The 17,394-nt window shown below is 64.8% G+C and carries 11 protein-coding genes and 2 pseudogenes; 9 read left to right on the top strand and 4 right to left on the bottom strand.

Features of this window, described 5'->3' with window-relative positions:
- On the bottom strand, positions 1-921 hold the full coding sequence (locus tag ACSKB9_RS10320; RefSeq protein ID WP_438072932.1) for a tripartite tricarboxylate transporter substrate binding protein: 921 nt from the start codon (positions 919-921) through the stop codon (positions 1-3).
- Positions 922-1,126: 205 nt separating this feature from the next.
- Between ACSKB9_RS10320 and ACSKB9_RS10315 the strand changes: the two genes are divergently transcribed.
- The 3 genes from ACSKB9_RS10315 to ACSKB9_RS10305 all read left to right on the top strand — a co-directional run bounded on the left by ACSKB9_RS10315 (position 1,127) and on the right by ACSKB9_RS10305 (position 5,281).
- Positions 1,127-2,197: an ABC transporter substrate-binding protein gene (locus tag ACSKB9_RS10315; protein ID WP_438072930.1), complete on the top strand. Its 1,071-nt coding sequence runs from the start codon at positions 1,127-1,129 to the stop codon at positions 2,195-2,197.
- Between the two features lie 125 nt (positions 2,198-2,322).
- Complete coding sequence (locus ACSKB9_RS10310; protein WP_438072928.1) at positions 2,323-4,422, top strand: molybdopterin oxidoreductase family protein; 2,100 nt, start codon at positions 2,323-2,325, stop codon at positions 4,420-4,422.
- A gap of 79 nt (positions 4,423-4,501) precedes the next feature.
- Positions 4,502-5,281, top strand: a complete 780-nt coding sequence (locus tag ACSKB9_RS10305) for an enoyl-CoA hydratase/isomerase family protein (protein WP_438072926.1) — start codon at positions 4,502-4,504, stop codon at positions 5,279-5,281.
- A gap of 248 nt (positions 5,282-5,529) precedes the next feature.
- Here the strand turns inward: ACSKB9_RS10305 and ACSKB9_RS10300 are convergent, their stop codons facing one another.
- The 3 genes and pseudogenes from ACSKB9_RS10300 to ACSKB9_RS10290 form a co-directional block, all read right to left on the bottom strand.
- A complete protein-coding gene (locus ACSKB9_RS10300) occupies positions 5,530-5,958 on the bottom strand; it encodes a GlcG/HbpS family heme-binding protein (RefSeq protein WP_438072924.1) in 429 nt (142 codons plus the stop codon).
- Positions 5,951-8,930: pseudogene (locus ACSKB9_RS10295) on the bottom strand (FAD-binding and (Fe-S)-binding domain-containing protein). The gene ACSKB9_RS10300 and the pseudogene ACSKB9_RS10295 overlap by 8 nt, the downstream one beginning before the upstream one ends.
- A 132-nt stretch (positions 8,931-9,062) precedes the next feature.
- The gene (locus tag ACSKB9_RS10290; RefSeq protein ID WP_438072922.1) at positions 9,063-9,815 is read right to left on the bottom strand and encodes a GntR family transcriptional regulator; all 753 of its coding nucleotides are present in this window, start codon (positions 9,813-9,815) and stop codon (positions 9,063-9,065) included.
- A gap of 133 nt (positions 9,816-9,948) precedes the next feature.
- On the opposite strand from ACSKB9_RS10290, the gene ACSKB9_RS10285 reads away from it, so the two are divergent.
- From ACSKB9_RS10285 to ACSKB9_RS10260, 6 genes and pseudogenes are all read left to right on the top strand, one after another.
- The gene (locus ACSKB9_RS10285) at positions 9,949-11,151 is read left to right on the top strand and encodes a pyridoxal-phosphate-dependent aminotransferase family protein (protein WP_438072920.1); all 1,203 of its coding nucleotides are present in this window, start codon (positions 9,949-9,951) and stop codon (positions 11,149-11,151) included.
- Positions 11,152-11,195: 44 nt separating this feature from the next.
- Complete coding sequence (locus ACSKB9_RS10280) at positions 11,196-12,479, top strand: MFS transporter (protein ID WP_438072918.1); 1,284 nt, start codon at positions 11,196-11,198, stop codon at positions 12,477-12,479.
- Between the two features lie 314 nt (positions 12,480-12,793).
- Positions 12,794-13,988: pseudogene (locus tag ACSKB9_RS10275) on the top strand (pyridoxal-phosphate-dependent aminotransferase family protein).
- Between the two features lie 48 nt (positions 13,989-14,036).
- Positions 14,037-14,834, top strand: coding sequence for an enoyl-CoA hydratase/isomerase family protein (locus ACSKB9_RS10270; RefSeq protein ID WP_438072916.1), 798 nt, complete (start codon positions 14,037-14,039; stop codon positions 14,832-14,834).
- Positions 14,835-15,258: 424 nt separating this feature from the next.
- A complete protein-coding gene (locus ACSKB9_RS10265; protein WP_438080141.1) occupies positions 15,259-16,236 on the top strand; it encodes a Bug family tripartite tricarboxylate transporter substrate binding protein in 978 nt (325 codons plus the stop codon).
- 260 nt (positions 16,237-16,496) lie between these two features.
- The gene (locus ACSKB9_RS10260; protein WP_057020489.1) at positions 16,497-17,372 is read left to right on the top strand and encodes an S-methyl-5'-thioadenosine phosphorylase; all 876 of its coding nucleotides are present in this window, start codon (positions 16,497-16,499) and stop codon (positions 17,370-17,372) included.
- Positions 17,373-17,394 lie beyond the last annotated feature (22 nt).

Here is a 17,394-nt window from a genome sequence, read left to right as displayed (position 1 = left end):
TTACTGGGGCTTGTCCAGCCTTTTGACGACGCCTGCCCACTTCACGATATCGGCGCGCAGGAATGCGCCGAACGCCTCCGGCGTCATGGTCATCGGCACCGCGCCCTGCGCGGCCCAGAGCTTCTCGACCTCCGGCCGCCTGATCGCCGCATTCACCGCCGCGTTGAGCTTGTCGACGATCGGCTTCGGCGTGCCCGCCGGAGCCATCAGGCCGAGCCAGATCGTTGCCTCATAGCCGGACACGCCCGCCTCGATCACCGTCGGAACGTTGGGCAGCGCTGTCGAACGAATCTTGCCGGTCGTTGCGAGCGCTCGTACCTGGTTTTCGGCGACGTTCGGCGCCATCGCGGGAACGGCATCAATCATCATCTGGACCTGGCCACCGATGACGCCGCCGCGGGCTTCGCCGCTGTTGCGGTAGGGCACGTGCACGACGTCGATCCCGGCCATGGCTTTGAACAGCTCGCCCGCCATGTGATACGGCGTGCCCTGACCTGACGACGCATAGTTCAGCTTGCCGGGCCGGGCCTTTGCGAGGGCGATGAACTCCTGCAAGGTCTTTGCCTGCACGGCGGGGTGGACCACGATCACGAGATCCGAAGTGTTCAACGACGCGATCGGCGTCAGGTCGCGCATCAGCTCATATTTGCGCTGCGGTACCAGAGATTCGTTCGCGGTCTGGGTGTTCGACATCATCAGGAGGGTGTAGCCATCGGCCGGTGCCTTTGCGACCTCGAGCGTGCCGATCACGCCGCCGGCGCCGGTGCGGTTTTCCACCACGAAGGGCTGGCCGAGGCTTTCCTGCAAAATGCTGCCGATCTGTCGCGCGACGACGTCGGCCGGACCGCCGGGACCGAAGGGAACGATGATCCTGACCGGCCGCGCGGGATAGTCTTCGGCGTCAGCATATGAGCCTGACATGGACACGGTCACCAACGCCGCGACAAACACCAAGGCGTATCGCAGGCTCGCCATTGACTGAATCCCCCAACTTTAGTCTTGTTTCTTGATCAGAAGTCTAGCTGCAACCTGAAGCCTCTGTCGACGACAAACTCCGTTTTCGCGCATCGGAATAAGAGCGGGAGGACGGTGTACTCAAACTTCGCCATCGCGTGCGGGGAATCATATGAGGAAACATCCTGGGCTATCGCGCCGCGACATGCTGAAGGGCTCGGGCACGGTGCTGGCCGGGGCCGCCCTTTCAACGCGCGTGATGGCCGCCGCGCCACCTGCGGAACCGGTGACGCCGACGTTGATCGAAGCGGCGAAGAAAGAGGGGCAGGTCGTCTACTACACGTCGACCGATCTGCCGGTTGCCGAGAAGCTGGCAAGGGCATTTGAAGCGAAATATCCCGATATCACCGTGCGCGTCGAACGCACCGGCGCCGAGCGCGTGTTCCAGCGGGTCGGCCAGGAATATTCCAGCAACATTCATGCCGTCGACGTCGTCAATTCCTCCGACGCCGCGCATTTCATCGTGTGGAAGCGCGACGGCATTCTCGCGCCCTATGTTCCGGAGGAGGTCGCGAAATACTACCCCGAGGAGCATCGCGACGCGGACGGGCAATTCGCAAGCTTCCGGGTCTGGTTGTCGATCATTGCCTACAATACCAATCTCGTGAAGGCCGAGGAGGCGCCCCAGAGCTTTGCCGATCTGCTCGATCCGAAATGGAAGGGCAAGATCGTCAAGGCGCATCCCGGCTATAGCGGCACCATCATGACCGCGACCTATCAGATGCAGCGCGATCTCGGCTGGAGCTTCTTCGAGAAGCTCGCCAAGCAGAACATCATGCAGGTGCAGTCCTCGACGGATCCACCCAAGAAGCTCGATCTCGGCGAGCGTGCGGTGATGGCCGACGGCAACGAATACAACATCTTCCAGATGAAGGAGGCCGGCCGCCCGGTCGAGCCGGTCTACGCCACCGAGGGGTCGCCGATCATTGTCGGCCCCAACGGGATCTTCAAGGACTGTCCGCATCCGAATGCCGCCAGGCTGTTCCAGTCCTTCGCGCTCGGGCGTGAGGGCCAGCAGCTCAATGTCGAGATCGGCGGCCTCAGATCGGTCCACGCGCAGGCCAAGGAGAAGGCTGGACGCAGGCCGCTAAAGGACATCAATACGATGAAGGACGATCCGGTGGCGGTGGAGCGGGAAGGGGAATCGATCAAATCGCACTACACCCGCATCTTCCGCGTCTGATGGCACGGCTCAGGCCAATTGCTGCCCGTCCGGGCGCCTGCCGCATGGCACGTGCCCGGATTTCGCGCCGGCTGGGTCGATAATGCCCCTCGGCGGAGGGGGCATTTGATGTTACCAATTTCACCATGAACCAGCATGGCAAGGTCGACATCCGCCATTCCACCTGTCCGCACGACTGCCCCTCGGCATGTGCGCTCGACGTCGAGGTGATCGAGGGGCGCTCGATCGGGAGGGTTCGCGGCTCCAAGCAGCAGACCTATACGGCCGGCGTGGTCTGCGCCAAGGTTGCGCGTTATGCCGAGCGGATTCACCATGCCGAACGGCTGATGTATCCGCTGCGCCGGACGGGCCCGAAGGGCTCCGGCCAGTTCGCGCGGATCTCATGGGACGAGGCGCTGGACGAGATCGCGGCGCGCTTCGACGCGGCCGAGCGGGAGTTCGGCGCCGAGTCGGTCTGGCCCTATTACTACGCCGGCACCATGGGGCTGGTGATGCGCGACGGTCTCAACCGGCTGTCGCATGTGAAGAAGTATTCGCGCTTCTACGGCACGATCTGCGCAACCATCGCGCGCATCGGCTTTGCCGCCGGGACCGGCAAGATCGCCGGCGTCGATCCCCGCGAGATGGGTGTCTCCGACCTCGTCGTGATCTGGGGCACCAATCCGGTGAACACCCAGGTCAATGTGATGACGCATGCATCCCGCGCGCGCAAGGAGCGCGGCGCGAAGATCGCGGCGGTCGACGTCTACAACAACGAGACCATGAAGCAGGCCGACATCAAGATCCTGCTGCGGCCGGGGACGGACGGCGCGTTCGCCTGCGCTGTGATGAATGTGCTGTTCCGCGAGGGATTTGCCGATCGCGATTATCTTGCGCACTATACCGACTGCCCGGACGAGTTGGAGGCGCATCTGAAGACGCGCACGCCGGAATGGGCTTCAGCGATCTCGGGCGTGCCGGTCGACGAGATCGAGGCGTTCGCGCGGCTGGTCGGGACGACCAAGCGCTCGTTCTTCCGTCTTGGCTACGGGTTCACTCGTAGCCGCAACGGTGCCGCCCAGATGCACGCTGCCTCGTGCATCCCCGCGGTCACCGGTGCCTGGCAATATGAGGGCGGCGGCGCGTTCTTCAACAACGCCGCAATCTGGCGTTTCGACGAGTCGATCATCGAAGGCCACGACGCGATCGATCCCTCGACGCGGGTGCTCGATCAGTCCAAGATCGGCCGCATCCTCACCGGCGATCCCGAAGCGCTGCGCGGCGGCGGGCCGGTCAAGGCGATGCTGATCCAGAACACCAACCCAATGGCGGTGGCGCCCGAGCAGGCGCTGGTGCGCCAGGGCTTTGCCCGCGAGGATCTGTTCGTCGCGGTGCACGAGCAGTTCATGACCGAGACGGCGCAGATGGCCGATATCGTGCTGCCGGCGACCATGTTCATGGAGCACGACGACCTCTATTACGGCGGCGGTCATCAGCACATCTCGGTCGGCCCGAAGCTGATCGATCCGCCCGGCGAGTGCCGTTCCAATCACGAGGTGATGCAGGGGCTCGGCCGCCGGCTCAATGCCGTGCATCCCGGTTTCGACATGACGCCGCGCCAGCTGATCGATGCGACGCTGAAGAAGAGTGGCCACGGCGACATCGACACGCTCGAAGCCGAGCTGTGGCGCGATCTGCAGCCTGATTTCCGCACCTCGCATTATCTCGACGGCTTTGCCCATGCCGACAAGAAGTTCCACTTCAAGGTCGATTGGGGCAAGGTGCCCGTCGGCACCGGCGGGCTGATGGGCGCATGGGACAAGATGCCCTCGCTGCCCGACCACTGGACCATCATCGAGGAGGCGGATGCGCAGCATCCGTTCCGGCTCGCGACCTCGCCGTCCCGCAGCTTCCTCAACACCAGCTTCAACGAAACGCCGTCGTCGCAGGCCCGCGAGGGCGCGCCGACCGTGATGATCCATCCCGACGATGCGGCTGATCTCTTGATCGCCGATGGCGACGCGGTGACGCTCGGCAACATGCGCGGCGAGACCACGCTGACCGCAAAACTGTTCGACGGCGTTCGCCGCGGCGTGCTGATCGCCGAGTCGATCCATCCGAACAAGTCCCATATCGGCGGGCGCGGCATCAACATGCTGACCGGGGCGGAGGCCGTCGCACCACTCGGCGGCGCCGCGTTCCACGACAACAAGGTCTGGATCCGGAAGGCATCGACCGCCGCATAAATCCTGCTTGCAGTCGGCGCCGATCCTGCCGCAAATGTCGGCTGACAACGGCACACGGGCAAGAAAACAGGCAGGAAACATGACCGACAACAGCGTTCTTCTCGAAAAGCGCGGGCAGGCGTTCTGGATCACCATCAACCGCCCGGACAAGCGCAACGCGCTCAATGCCGCTGTGATCGCGGGTATCGCCAAGGGCTATCGCGAGGCGCATGACGACAAGGACGTCCGCGTCATCGTGCTGACGGGCGCGGGCGACAAGGCGTTCTGCGCCGGCGCCGATCTGCAGAACAGCGGCGCGGCGTTCTCGATGGATTTCTCGCGCCCTAATGTCGACTATGCCGACCTGCTGCGGCTGTCGCAGAACGCGACCAAGCCCGCGATCGCGCGGGTCGGCGGCGTCTGCATGGCCGGCGGCATGGGGCTGTTGTGCATGACCGACATGGCGGTCGCCGGCGATGGCGTGATCTTCGGCCTGCCCGAGGTGAAGGTCGGCGTGTTCCCGATGCAGGTGCTGAGCCTGCTGCAATCGATTGCGCCGCCGCGCCTCGTCAACGAATGGGCGCTGACCGGCGAGCCGTTCGACGCCAGGGCCGCGCTGGCTGCGGGTCTGCTCAACTATGTGGTGCCGGCGGCCGAGCTCGACGCCAAGGTCGATTGGCTGATCGGGCGCATCGTCGACAAGTCGCCGACGGCGATCCGTCGCGGCAAATACGCGATGCGGGCGATCGCCTCGATGTCGTTCGATGAAAGCATCGCCTACACCGAAAGCCAGATCGCGCTGCTCGCGATGACCGAGGACGCCAAGGAAGGCCTCAAGGCCTTCGGCGAGAAGCGCAAGCCGACCTGGACCGGCCGCTGAAGCATCATCGTGCCGCTTCACCTCGCCCGCATGCGGCCGCCGCAGGGGCGCACTATCAAATATCGAAAAACAACCCCATGCAAAGGAGCCGACGGCGGCCGGCGTTCGACAAGGCAACTTGACACGTCGGGCAAATCAGTGCTTTATTTCCATTATCCCGAAATCGTGCGCTCCTTGCTCGCAACGGCCCGTTTGCGGGGAGAGCCGGAACGCATCACGCGATGCGTTCCGGGTAGGTCGGCTGCGCTCTAGCCCGCGTTGGCCTTCAGGCCGACGGCTTCGATGCCGGCCACGGCGCAGATCTCGTCATTGTCCGAGGTGTCGCCGCTGACCCCGACGGCGCCGAGCAGGGTCGCGCCGTCCATGATCAGGACGCCGCCGGGGACCGGCACCATCCGGCCCTGCGCCAGCGTGTTCACGGCGTCGACGAAATAGGCCTGCTCCTGCGCACGCTGAAACAGCGCCCGCGATCCCATCCCGAGCGCCAGCGCGCCATAGGCCTTGCCATGGGCGATCTCGGCCCGCATCAGGCTGGTGCCGTCCTGTGCCGCCGTCACCTTCACCGCGCCGCGCGCGTCGAGGATGGTGACGACCAGCGGCTTGAACTTCTTCTCGACCCCCTTGGCCAGCGCGGCATCCAGAATCTTGCGGGCAATTTCGAGAGTGAGCTCAGCCATGGGCCTCTTCCTTTGTCGATAATAATCTGTCGGAATTCGATTTCGCACGTTTCAGGCTTATCGCCAATACGCTGGCGACATGCAGCGGCGTGCGCCCGCTGCCGTCCTTGATCTGGTGCCGGCATGAGGTGCCGTCGGCCACGATCAGCGTGTCCTGATCGGCGCCTCTGACAGCCGGCAGCAGTGACAATTCGGCCATCTCGATCGAGGCCTGATAGGTGTCGGCACCGTAGCCGAACGCGCCGGCCATGCCGCAGCAGCTCGAACTCGATGGTCTTGACGTCGAGGCCCGGCACCAGGCGCAGCACCTTCTCCACCGGCTTGAACGCGCCGAAGGACTTTTGGTGGCAATGGCCGTGCACGACGGCCTTGCCGGCGACCGCGCCGAGCGGCAAGGCGAGGCGCCCGGACTCCGCCTCGCGCACCAGAAATTCCTCGAACAGCAGCGCGTGCGCACTGACGGTCTTGGCAGCCTCATCCGTACGCAGCGACAGCAGCTCGTCGCGCAGGGTCAGCAGGCAGCTTGGCTCGAGACCAATGATCGGCACGCCGCGGGCCGCGAACGGGACGTAGGTCGCAACCAGCCGGTCGAGCTCGGCGCGGGCCTGCTCCACCAGTCCGGCCGACAGGAACGTCCGCCCGCAGCATGGCGGCCGTGCGCCGTCCGATGGCCTCGGCAGATGCACGCGATAGCCACCGGCGACAAGCACCTCGATCGCGGCGTCGAGATTTTCCCGCTCATAGCCGCGGTTAAACGTATCGGCGAACAGCACCACTTCGCGGCCATCCGCCGGACCCAGCACCTCGGCGTCGGGCCGGAACGTGTCGCGGCGAAATTCCGGCAACGCGCGCCTGGCGCTGATGCCGGCGAGTTTCTCGAACAGCGCGCGCAGCAGCGGGCTGCGGTTGCGCCAGTTCGCGATCGGCGCGAAGCGCGAGGCGAGATCGACATAGCGCGGCAGATAGCCGACCAGCCGGTCGCGCAGCGACAGGCCGTGCGTCGCGGCGCGCGCGGCCAGCACCTCGATCTTCATCTTGGCCATGTCGACGCCGGTCGGGCACTCATGGCGGCAGGCCTTGCAGGAGACGCAGAGCTTCAGCGTGTCCATCATCTCGTCGGAGGCGAGCGCATCCGGCCCGAGCTGGCCCGAGATCGCCAGCCGCAGCGTATTGGCGCGGCCGCGGGTGACGTCCTTCTCGTTGCGCGTCGCACGATAGGACGGGCACATCACGCCGCCTTCGAGCTTCCGGCAGGCGCCGTTGTTGTTGCACATCTCGACGGCGCCCTGGAAGCCGCCGCCGGCGCCTGGATAGGCCGACCAGTCCAGCACCGTCTTCAATTCGCCGACGCGATAATCCGGCGCGAAGCGGAACAGCGAGCGGTCGTCCATGGCAGGCGGATCGACGATCTTGCCCGGGTTGAGCGTGTTGGTTGGATCGAAGCGCTGCTTGACCTCGCGGAAATCGGCCACGATGCGCTGCCCGAACATCGCCTCGTGGAATTCCGAGCGCACCAGGCCGTCGCCGTGCTCGCCGGAATGCGAGCCCTTGTATTCGCGCACCATCGCGAAGGCTTCCTCGGCAATGGCGCGCATGGCCTTGACGTCCTTCTCGAGCTTGAGATCGAGCACCGGGCGCACATGCAGGCAGCCTTCGGAGGCATGCGCATACATCGTGCCGCGGGTGCCGTGCCTCGCGAACACGGCATTGAGCCGCTCGGTGTAGTCGGCGAGATGCGGCAGCGGCACCGCGCAATCCTCGACGAACGAGACCGGCTTGCCCTCCTGCTTCATCGACATCATGACGTTGAGGCCGGCGGCGCGGAAATCGGCGATGCCGGTCTGCAGCGCGGGCTCGATGATCTCGACCACGCCGCCCCATTTGCGCTGCGGCTTGTCCCAGCCGAAGCCGAGGTCGGCCATCAGCTCGCCGAGTTGCTTGAGGCGGGCGAGGTTGTCGGCCTGGTCCTCTTCGGCGAACTCGACCACCAGGATGGCGTCCGGATCGCCGCGCACCGCAGCCGAGATGATCGGCTGGAACATCGCGATCTCGCGGCCGAGCGCGATCATGGTGCGGTCGACGAGCTCCACGGCAATGGGCCGCAACTTGACCAGATGCTGGGCCGCGTCCATCGCCTCGTAGAAGCTGCCGAAATGGCAGACGCCGAGCGCCTTGTTGCGGATCACAGGCCACAGCTTCAGCTCGACCTGTGTCGTGAAGGCGAGCGTCCCTTCCGAGCCGACCAAAAGATGCGCCAGGTTGTTCGGCGCGTTGCGCGGCACCAGCGCGTCGAGATTATAGCCGCCGACGCGGCGCTGCACCTTGGGGAATTTGTCCGCGATCTCGAGCGCCTCGCGCTCGCCGAGATCGAGCATGTCGCGAAACAGCTTCAGTCCGCTGTCGGACGAATTGACCCGCGTCAGGTCGCGCGGCACCTCGCCGAAATGCAGCAGCGTGCCGTCGGCCAGCGCGGCATCCATCGACAGCGTGTTGTCGCGCATCGTGCCGTAGCGCAGCGAGCGGCCGCCGCAGGAATTGTTACCGGCCATACCGCCGATCGTGGCGCGCGATGCGGTCGAGACGTCGACCGGAAACCACAGCCCGTGCTTCCTGAGTTGGCGGTTGAGGTCGTCGAGCACGATGCCGGGCTCGACCACGCAGGTCCGATTCTCGACGTCGAGCGAGAGGATCCGGTTCAGATGCTTGGACAGGTCGACGACGATGCCGTCATTGACGGTCTGGCCGCATTGCGAGGTGCCGCCGCCGCGCGGGGTGACGATCCGCCCGGCATCGCGGACGATCGCAAGCGCCCGCAGCGCTTCGTCGACGGTTCGCGGCACCACCACGCCGGCCGGCATGATCTGGTAGAACGAGGCGTCGGTCGCGTAGCGGCCGCGGTTGAAGGCGTCGAAAAACACGTCGCCGGCCAGTTCGGACCGCAGGCGCTGTTCGAGCGAGGAGGCGTTCTTCATCCCATATCCGATGTGATCCATGACGCCACGGTGATTGCTCATGGATTATGCATTCTCTCGACGTGAGAATTACATTATGAATTCATAATGGGCAAGGATGGCTGCCCTCCAACCATCCTTGTGCCGGCCCCTTTAGTCGTTCTGGGGTGCCGTCTCCAGGCCGCTGTCCGGCCCCTCCGCGAGGTGATCGATGGCGGCGGTGCGCTTGTTGCGCAGGTGCTGGAACAGGATGTCGCTGAGCTCGCTTGCCGCGCGCCGGCGCAGCGCGTCGAGGATCGCCTCGTGCTCGCGCATCGCCTCGGCCCAGCGCTGCCGCTTGCGGGCGAAATTGGCGGAATAGCGCACGCGGCGGATCCGGCCGGCGAAGTTGGCATAGGTCGCCTTCAGCGTCTCGTTGCGCGCGGCCGCAACGATGCTCTCGTGGATTTGCTGGTTGGTCTGGAAATAGCCGTGCATGTCGCGGTGCAGATAATGGCCGTACATCTCGTAATGCAGCCGCTCGATCGCGACGATTTCCTCGTCGGTGATGATCTCGCATGCCAGTCGTCCGGCGAGGCTCTCGAGCCCGGCCATGACGTCGAACAATTCCTCGAGGTCGCGCGGGCTGAGCCGGCGCACCCGCGCGCCGCGGTTGGGCAAGAGCTCGATCAGGCCCTCGGCAGCCAGCACCTTGAGCGCTTCGCGCAGCGGCGTCCTTGAGATCCCCAGCATCTCGCAGAGCTGCCGTTCGGGAACGCGGGCGCCCTCGGGAATGTTGCCCTCCACCACATAGTCGCGGAGCCGCAGCAGGATCTCGCCGTGAAGCGAGGCCTCCTGGCGGTCGCTGCCATTGCCGGCGGCGGGCGGGGTAATCGGAACCCCGGCTTCGGGAATCGCGGATTTCATATTCTGAACAATAATTTGCCAGCGCGGTCGCGTCGATGCTCTCGATCGAATACCAAAATTTGATTGAAATGACAAAAAATGAATGCAAAATAGTTCGTAGAGGAGCCGAAATCCGGCGATTGGGAGGGTTCTCATGCATCAAGGGCGCCATTTTCTGCAAATTCCAGGGCCGAGCCCGGTCCCGGATCGCATTCTTCGCGCGATGGATATGCCGGTCATCGACCACCGCAGCGCCGAATTCGCCGCGCTCGGCCGTGCCGTGCTCGAGGGCAGCCAGAAGGTGTTTCAGACCAGGGGGCCGGTGGTGATCTTCCCGTCGTCCGGGACCGGCGCCTGGGAGGCCGCGATCGTCAACACCCTGTCGCCGGGCGACAAGGTCCTGATGGTCGAGACCGGCCACTTCGCCACACTGTGGCGGCAGATGGCGGGCCGCTTCGGCATCGATGTGGATTTCATGCCCGGCGACTGGCGCCGCGGCGCGGACCCCGCCCAGATCGAAGCAAGGCTTGCCGCCGACACCGCGCACAGCATCAAGGCGGTGATGGTCGTCCACAACGAGACCTCGACCGGCGCGACCAGCCGGATCGCGGACATCCGCGCCGCCATCGACCGCACCGCGCATCCGGCGCTCCTGATGGTCGACACCATCTCCTCGCTGGGCTCGGTCGATTACCGGCACGACGAGTGGAAGGTCGACGTCAGCGTCAGCTGCTCGCAGAAGGGCTTCATGCTGCCGCCCGGCCTCGGCTTCAACGCCATCTCGGAGAAGGCGCGCGCCGCGTCGCGCACCAATAAGATGCCGCGCTCCTATTTCGACTGGGAGGAAATGCTGAAGCCGAACGCGAAGGGTTTCTTCCCCTACACGCCGGCGACGAACCTGCTCTACGGGCTGCGCGAGGCCATCGCGATGCTGCTGGAGGAGGGGCTCGACAACGTGTTCGCCCGCCATCAGCGGCTGGCCGCCGCCACGCGCGCCGCCGTTAATCAGTGGGGGCTCGAGGTGCTGTGTCAGGAGCCCTCGGAATTCTCGCCGGTGCTGACCGCGGTGATGATGCCGCCCGGCCATGACGCCGATCAGTTCCGCAAGGTCGTGCTCGACAATTTCAACATGTCGCTCGGTGCCGGCCTGTCGAAGGTAGCCGGCAAGGTGTTCCGCATCGGTCATCTCGGCGAGTGCAACGAGCTGACGCTGCTTGGCGCGCTGACCGGCGTCGAGATGGGATTGTCGGTCGCCGGTGTGCCGCACCGCTCGGGCGGCGTCGAGGCGGCGATGAAGCTTCTCGAACAGCGCGACCAGCGCAATACACCGCCGCATCTGAAAGTCGTCGGCACCTAGCAGCCAGCGCGTCAACAAACTCAAAAAATCGCGGGGGAGGGGATATGAGGCTTCGGTTCAAGGCCACCCATGTCGTGTTGGCCATGCTCTGCGTGATGTATTTCATCACCTATGTGGATCGGGTGAACATCGGCACCGCGGCCGGCGAGATCCAGAAGGAGCTCGGCCTGTCCAACACCGAGCTCGGCCTGGTGTTCTCGGCGTTCGCCTATCCGTACCTGCTGTTTCAGGTGATCGGCGGCTGGGTCGGCGATCGCTTCGGGCCGCGCCAGACCTTGTTCTGGTGCGGCATGATCTGGGCCGCGGCGACCATCATGACCGGCTTTGTCCATGGCCTTGCCGCGCTGTTTGTCGCGCGTTTCGCGCTGGGGTTCGGCGAAGGCGCGACGTTTCCGACCGCGACGCGCGCGATGCAGTACTGGACGCCGGCGAACCGCCGCGGCTTCGCGCAAGGCCTGACGCATTCATTCGCGCGGCTCGGCAATGCCATCACCCCGCCGGTGGTCGCGCTGCTGATCCTCTGGCTGACCTGGCGCGGCGCGTTCGTCGTGCTCGGTGTCGTCAGCCTGATCTGGGGCATCGCGTGGGTCTGGTACTTCCGCAACGAGCCGCGGAACCATGGCTCGATCACCGCGGCCGAGCTTGCGACATTGCCGCCGCGTCCGCAGGGCGAGCAGCCGAAGGTGCCGTGGGGACCGCTGCTGCAGCGGATGTGGCCGGTGACGCTGACCTATTTCTGCTACGGCTGGTGCCTGTGGCTCTATCTCAACTGGCTGCCGCTGTTCTTCAAGAACAACTACAGCCTCGATCTGAAGAACTCGGCGCTGTTCGCATCCGGCGTGTTCTTTGCCGGCGTCGTCGGCGACAGCATCGGCGGCGTCATCTCCGACCGCATTCTCGAGCGCACCGGGAATGTACGGCTGGCGCAACTCAGCGTGACGGTCGTGGGCTTCGCCGGCGCGCTGCTGTCGCTGATGCCGATCCTGTTCGTCCACGACATCACGGTGGTGGCGCTCTGCCTGTCGGCCGGCTTCTTCTGCGCCGAGCTCGTGATCGGGCCGATGTGGTCGATCCCGATGGACATCGCGGCGAAATATTCCGGCACCGCCGCCGGGATCATGAACACCGGCTCGGCTTTCGCGGCCATCGTCTCGCCGCTGGTCGCCGGCTTCGTCATCGACGCCACCGGAAACTGGTACCTGCCGTTCCTGATGTCGATGGGACTGCTGCTGGTCGGCGGCTTCTCGGCGTTCCTGATGCACCCCGAGCGGCCGTTCGAGGAGACGAATGAATCGGTGGTGCCGGGCAAGGTGGTGGCCGCCGAATGAATAGGGCCATCGCATTTGGCATCGACCAACCTTTCCGCGGCGTCATGGCCGGGCTTGTCCCGGCCATCCACGTCTTTCTTTGCCGCGAAACGAAGACGTGGATGCCCGGGACAAGCCCGGGCATGACGAGTTTACCAGGCCGATGATCGCGCCGATTCCCCAACCTCGATAGCCTTGGCCGAATGAGGCGGTGCCGGCCCGGCTGAGCGCCGTCAGATATGCATGACGGACCCCCGCCGGGCCTAGGACAAACCCGGCGAATAGTGATATGCGAGCGGCTCACCACGACCAAGACGAGACCGGGAAAGACGCTCATGACCGTGCATACTGGAAGGCATTTTCTGCAAATTCCGGGACCGACCAACGTGCCGGACCGGGTGCTGCGGGCCATGGATATGCCGACCATGGACCATCGCGGTCCCGAGTTCGCCGAGATCGGTTTTGCCGTGCTTTCTGCGATGCAGCGTGTGTTCCGGACCAAGCAGCCGGTGATCATCTACCCGTCGTCGGGGACCGGTGCCTGGGAGGCCGCGATCGTCAACACGCTGCAGCCCGGCGACAAGGTCCTGATGTGCGAGACCGGGCAGTTCGCCGTGCTGTGGCATGGCATCGCCGACAAGTTCAAGCTCGACGTCGATTTCATCGCGGGCGACTGGCGCCACGGCGCCGACCTCGAGCAGATCGAGGCCAGACTGTCCGCCGACAAGGCGCACAAGATCAAGGCGGTCTGCGTGGTCCATAACGAGACCTCGAACCGCCTGCGTCACCTATCCGCGCGACGTCCGCAAGATCCTCGACACGCTGAAGCATCCGGCGCTCTTGATGGTCGACACCATCTCCGGCCTCGGCTCGCTGGAATATGAGCATGATGCCTGGGGCATCGACGTCTCCATCGCCGGCTCCCAGAAGGGGCTGATGCTGCCGCCCGGCCTCGGCTTCAACGCGGTGTCGGAGAAGGCGCTCGCCGTGGCCAAGGCCAATCCGGGCATGCGTTCCTACTGGGACTGGCAGGAAGTCATCAACATCAACAAGGCCGGCACCTGGCCGTATACGCCCGCCACCAACCTGCTGTTCGGCCTGCGCGAGGCCGTGAAGATGCTGGAGGAGGAGGGCCTCGAGAACGTCTTCGCCCGCCACAAGCGCCACAGCGAGGCGACGCGCGCGGCGATCAAGGTCTGGGGGCTCGAGACGCAGTGCCAGGAGCAGGGCGCCCACTCGCCGGCGCTGACCGCGGTGCGGGTGCCCGACGGCCACGACGCCGATCATTTCCGCAAGGTCGTGCTGGAGAATTTCGACATGTCGCTCGGCACCGGCCTCAACAAGGTCAAGGGCAAGGTGTTCCGGATCGGGCATATCGGGCACTTCAACGACCTGATGCTGATGGGCACGCTGTCCGGCGTCGAGATGGGGCTCGATCTGGCCAAGGTGCCGCATCGCAGCGGCGGCGTGCTGGCGGCGATGGAGGTCCTGAAGGGCCGAGACGCCGCGCGGTCGAAGGCTGTCGCTTAAGAAGGCTGTCGCCTGAAATCGAATCGCAAACAACAGAAAGAGCGAGACATGAACGCGCCCGTCACTTCGACCGAAGACCTGATCTATTCCGTCGAGGACGGGATCGCGCGCATCACGTTCAACCGGCCGCAGGCGCGCAATGCGCTGACCTTTGCAATGTACGAGCAGATGGCGGCGATCTGCGAGAACATCAATCAGGATCACTCCATCAAGGCGCTGATCATGACCGGCGCCGGCGACAAGGCGTTCGCCTCGGGCACCGACATCTCGCAGTTCCGCGCGTTCAAGACGGCGCAGGATGCGCTCGATTATGAGGCGCGGATCGACCGCGTGCTGGGTACGCTCGAGCAGTGCCGTGTGCCTGTGATCGCGGCGATCGCCGGCGCGTGCACCGGCGGCGGCGCCGGCATCGCCGCCTGCTGCGATATCCGGATCGGCACCGAGGCGACGCGGATCGGCTTCCCGATCGCGCGCACGCTCGGCAACTGCCTCTCGATGTCCAATATCTCGCGGCTGGTGTCGCTGATCGGTCCGGCGCGGACCAAGGATCTGATCTTCAAGGCGCGCCTCGTCGAGGCGCCGGAAGCGCTGGCGCTCGGGCTGTTGAACGAAGTCGTCCCCGATGTGGAAACGTTGCAGCGCCGCGCCACCGAGACGGCGAAGCTCGTCGCCGGCCACGCGCCGATCACGCTCGAAGTGACCAAGGAAGCGGTGCGCCGCATCCGCCGCACGCTGTCGCGCGAGGAGGGCGAGGACCTGATCCTGCGCGCCTATATCAGCGAGGATTTCCGCGAGGGCATGGACGCCTTCCTCAACAAGCGCGCGCCCAACTTCAAAGGCAAGTAGCGGCGGCTGGGCGACAGAGGACTGCGGGCTCGCTGAACCGAGGGACAAATCAGGTCGCGAGAATGCGAAGGTATGATTCACAGATCGTGCAGCAATCCCGACGTCGTCCCGGCGAAAGCCGGGACCCATAACCACCGATGTTAATCGTTAAGCGCTATTGCAACGACGAGCCCCACTCACAACATCCGCCGCGGAGTATGGGTCCCGGCCTTCGCCGGGACGACGATTGAAGAAATCGCGAGCTCAACTCCCACCGTGGCGCATCCGGTGGCTCGCAAACGACGCCCACCTCATTCCAAAGTCATAGGCCATGCGGCAGTTCGCGGCTTGAACTCAGCGGCATTCTCGGCACAATGACGGCGCCCGCCACCTCGCAGGTTTTGCCAAGCCGAACAAATAGATAGGGAAGAAACACGTGGGACAGATTGTAAAAACCACGGCTGCAATCGCGGCCCTCTTGCTGAACACGCCGGCCTTTGCCGGCTGGGAGCCGAGCAAGCCGGTCGAAATCGTGGTCGCGGCCGGTGCCGGCGGCGCCTCCGACCAGATGGCGCGCATGATGCAGGCGGCGATCCAGAAGAACAATCTGATGAAGCAGCCGATGGTGGTGTCGCTGAAGGGCGGCGCGTCGGGTGCGGAAGCGCTGATGTACATGAAGTCCAGCGAGGGTGATCCCAACAAGGTGCTGATCGCCTATTCGCTGATCTACATGCTGCCGCTGTCGGCCAAGATTCCGTTCAACTGGCGCGACCTTACCCCGGTGTCGGTGATCGCGCTCGACCAGTTCGTGTTGTGGGACAATGCGTCGGGCCCCAAGACCGTCAAGGACTTCATCGCGGCCGCGAAGACAGCGAGTGCGCCGTTTAAGATGGGCGGCACCGGCTCCAAGCGCGAGGATCACGTGCTGACCGTGTTCATGGAGCAGAAGACCGGCGCAAAGTTCTCCTATCTGCCGTACAAGTCCGGCGGCGAGGCTGCGACCCAGCTGGTCGGCGGCCATACCGAGTCCAACGTCAACAATCCCAGCGAGAACCTCGAAGTCTGGCGCGCCGGACAGGTTCGCGCGCTCTGCGTGTTCGACAAGGAGCGAATCTCCTACAAGACCAAGGTCACCGACACGCGATCCTGGAACGACATCCCGACCTGCAAGGAAGAGGGGCTCGACGTGCAGTATCTGATGCTGCGCGCGATGTTCCTGCCGGGCAAGGTCACGCAGGAGCAGCAGGCGTTCTATGTCGACCTGTTCCAGAAGGTGACGCAGACGGCTGAATACAAGGACTACATGGAGAAGCAGGCGCTGAAGCCGATCTTCCTCACCGGCAAGGACATGGTCGAGTTCCTCGAGGATGACGACAAGCAGAATGCCTCGCTGATGAACGCGGCAGGGTTCGTCGCAAAATAGCGGATCCGCCGTCATTCCGGGGCGATGCGAAGCATCGAACCTCAGATGCGCAATTGCGCATCGGGGAATCTTCGAGATTCCGGGTTCACCCTTCGGGTGCCCCGGAATGACTGGGCCGGCTGCTTTCCTGTTAGCTTGGAATTGCCTTGCAAGCGGCAGCGGCGCAGTGATTACTGCGCCGCAGTATGGCCGAACGTCCGGCGAGCCCGATCGGGCTGGGTTACCCCTCCGGCGCCGTTGCGGGACCGTGAGGAGCGATCATGACCAAAGCCGTTCTTGGCATCATCGGCGGATCCGGCATCTACGATCTGCCGGGCCTGGAAAATGTCCGCGAGGAGGCGATCACAAGCCCCTGGGGCGAGCCGTCCGCGCCGCTCCGCCGCGGCGAGATGGCGGGACTGCCGATCGTGTTCCTGCCGCGCCACGGCCATGGACACGCCCTGTCGCCGTCCGACATCAACTATCGCGCCAATGTCGATGTGCTGAAGCGGGCGGGGGTCACCGACCTCGTCGCGCTGTCCGCGTGCGGCTCGTTCAAGGAAGAGCTGCCGCCGGGCACTTTTGTATTGGTCGACCAGTTCGTCGATCGCACCCACAAGCGCGAGAGCTCGTTCTTCGGCAAGGGCTGCGTCGCGCATGTCTCGATGGCGCATCCGGTGTCGCCGTTGCTGGCGAGGCATCTCGCCGCCGCTGCCGAGGCCGAAGACATCGCGTTCGCCCGCGGCGGCACCTACCTCTGCATGGAGGGGCCGCAGTTCTCCTCGCTCGCCGAAAGCCTGACCTACAAGGCGCAGGGCTATTCGGTGATCGGCATGACCAACATGCCGGAAGCCAAACTCGCCCGCGAGGCCGAGATCTGCTACGCCAGCGTGGCGATGGTCACCGATTTCGATTGCTGGCATCCGGCGCATGATGCCGTGACGGTGCAGGATATCATCCGCGTGCTGAATTCGAATGCGGAGAAGGCAAAGGCGCTGGTCGCGCGGCTGGCGCGGGATTTCCCGCGCGAGCACGAGCCGTGTCCGGTCGGTTCGGATCGGGCGCTTGATACCGCGCTGATCACGGCGCCTGCGGCCCGCGATCCGCAGCTGCTGGCCAAGCTCGATGCCGTCGCCGGACGGGTGCTACGGTCGTGATGAAGTCCTCCAGGAGCGCGCG

It is taken from the genome of Bradyrhizobium sp. BR 1433 (assembly GCF_051547665.1).
GTDB classification, from domain to species: domain Bacteria; phylum Pseudomonadota; class Alphaproteobacteria; order Rhizobiales; family Xanthobacteraceae; genus Bradyrhizobium; species Bradyrhizobium australafricanum.
Note: the sequence above shows the minus strand (reverse complement) of the source record. Positions and strands in the feature narration are given on the sequence as shown.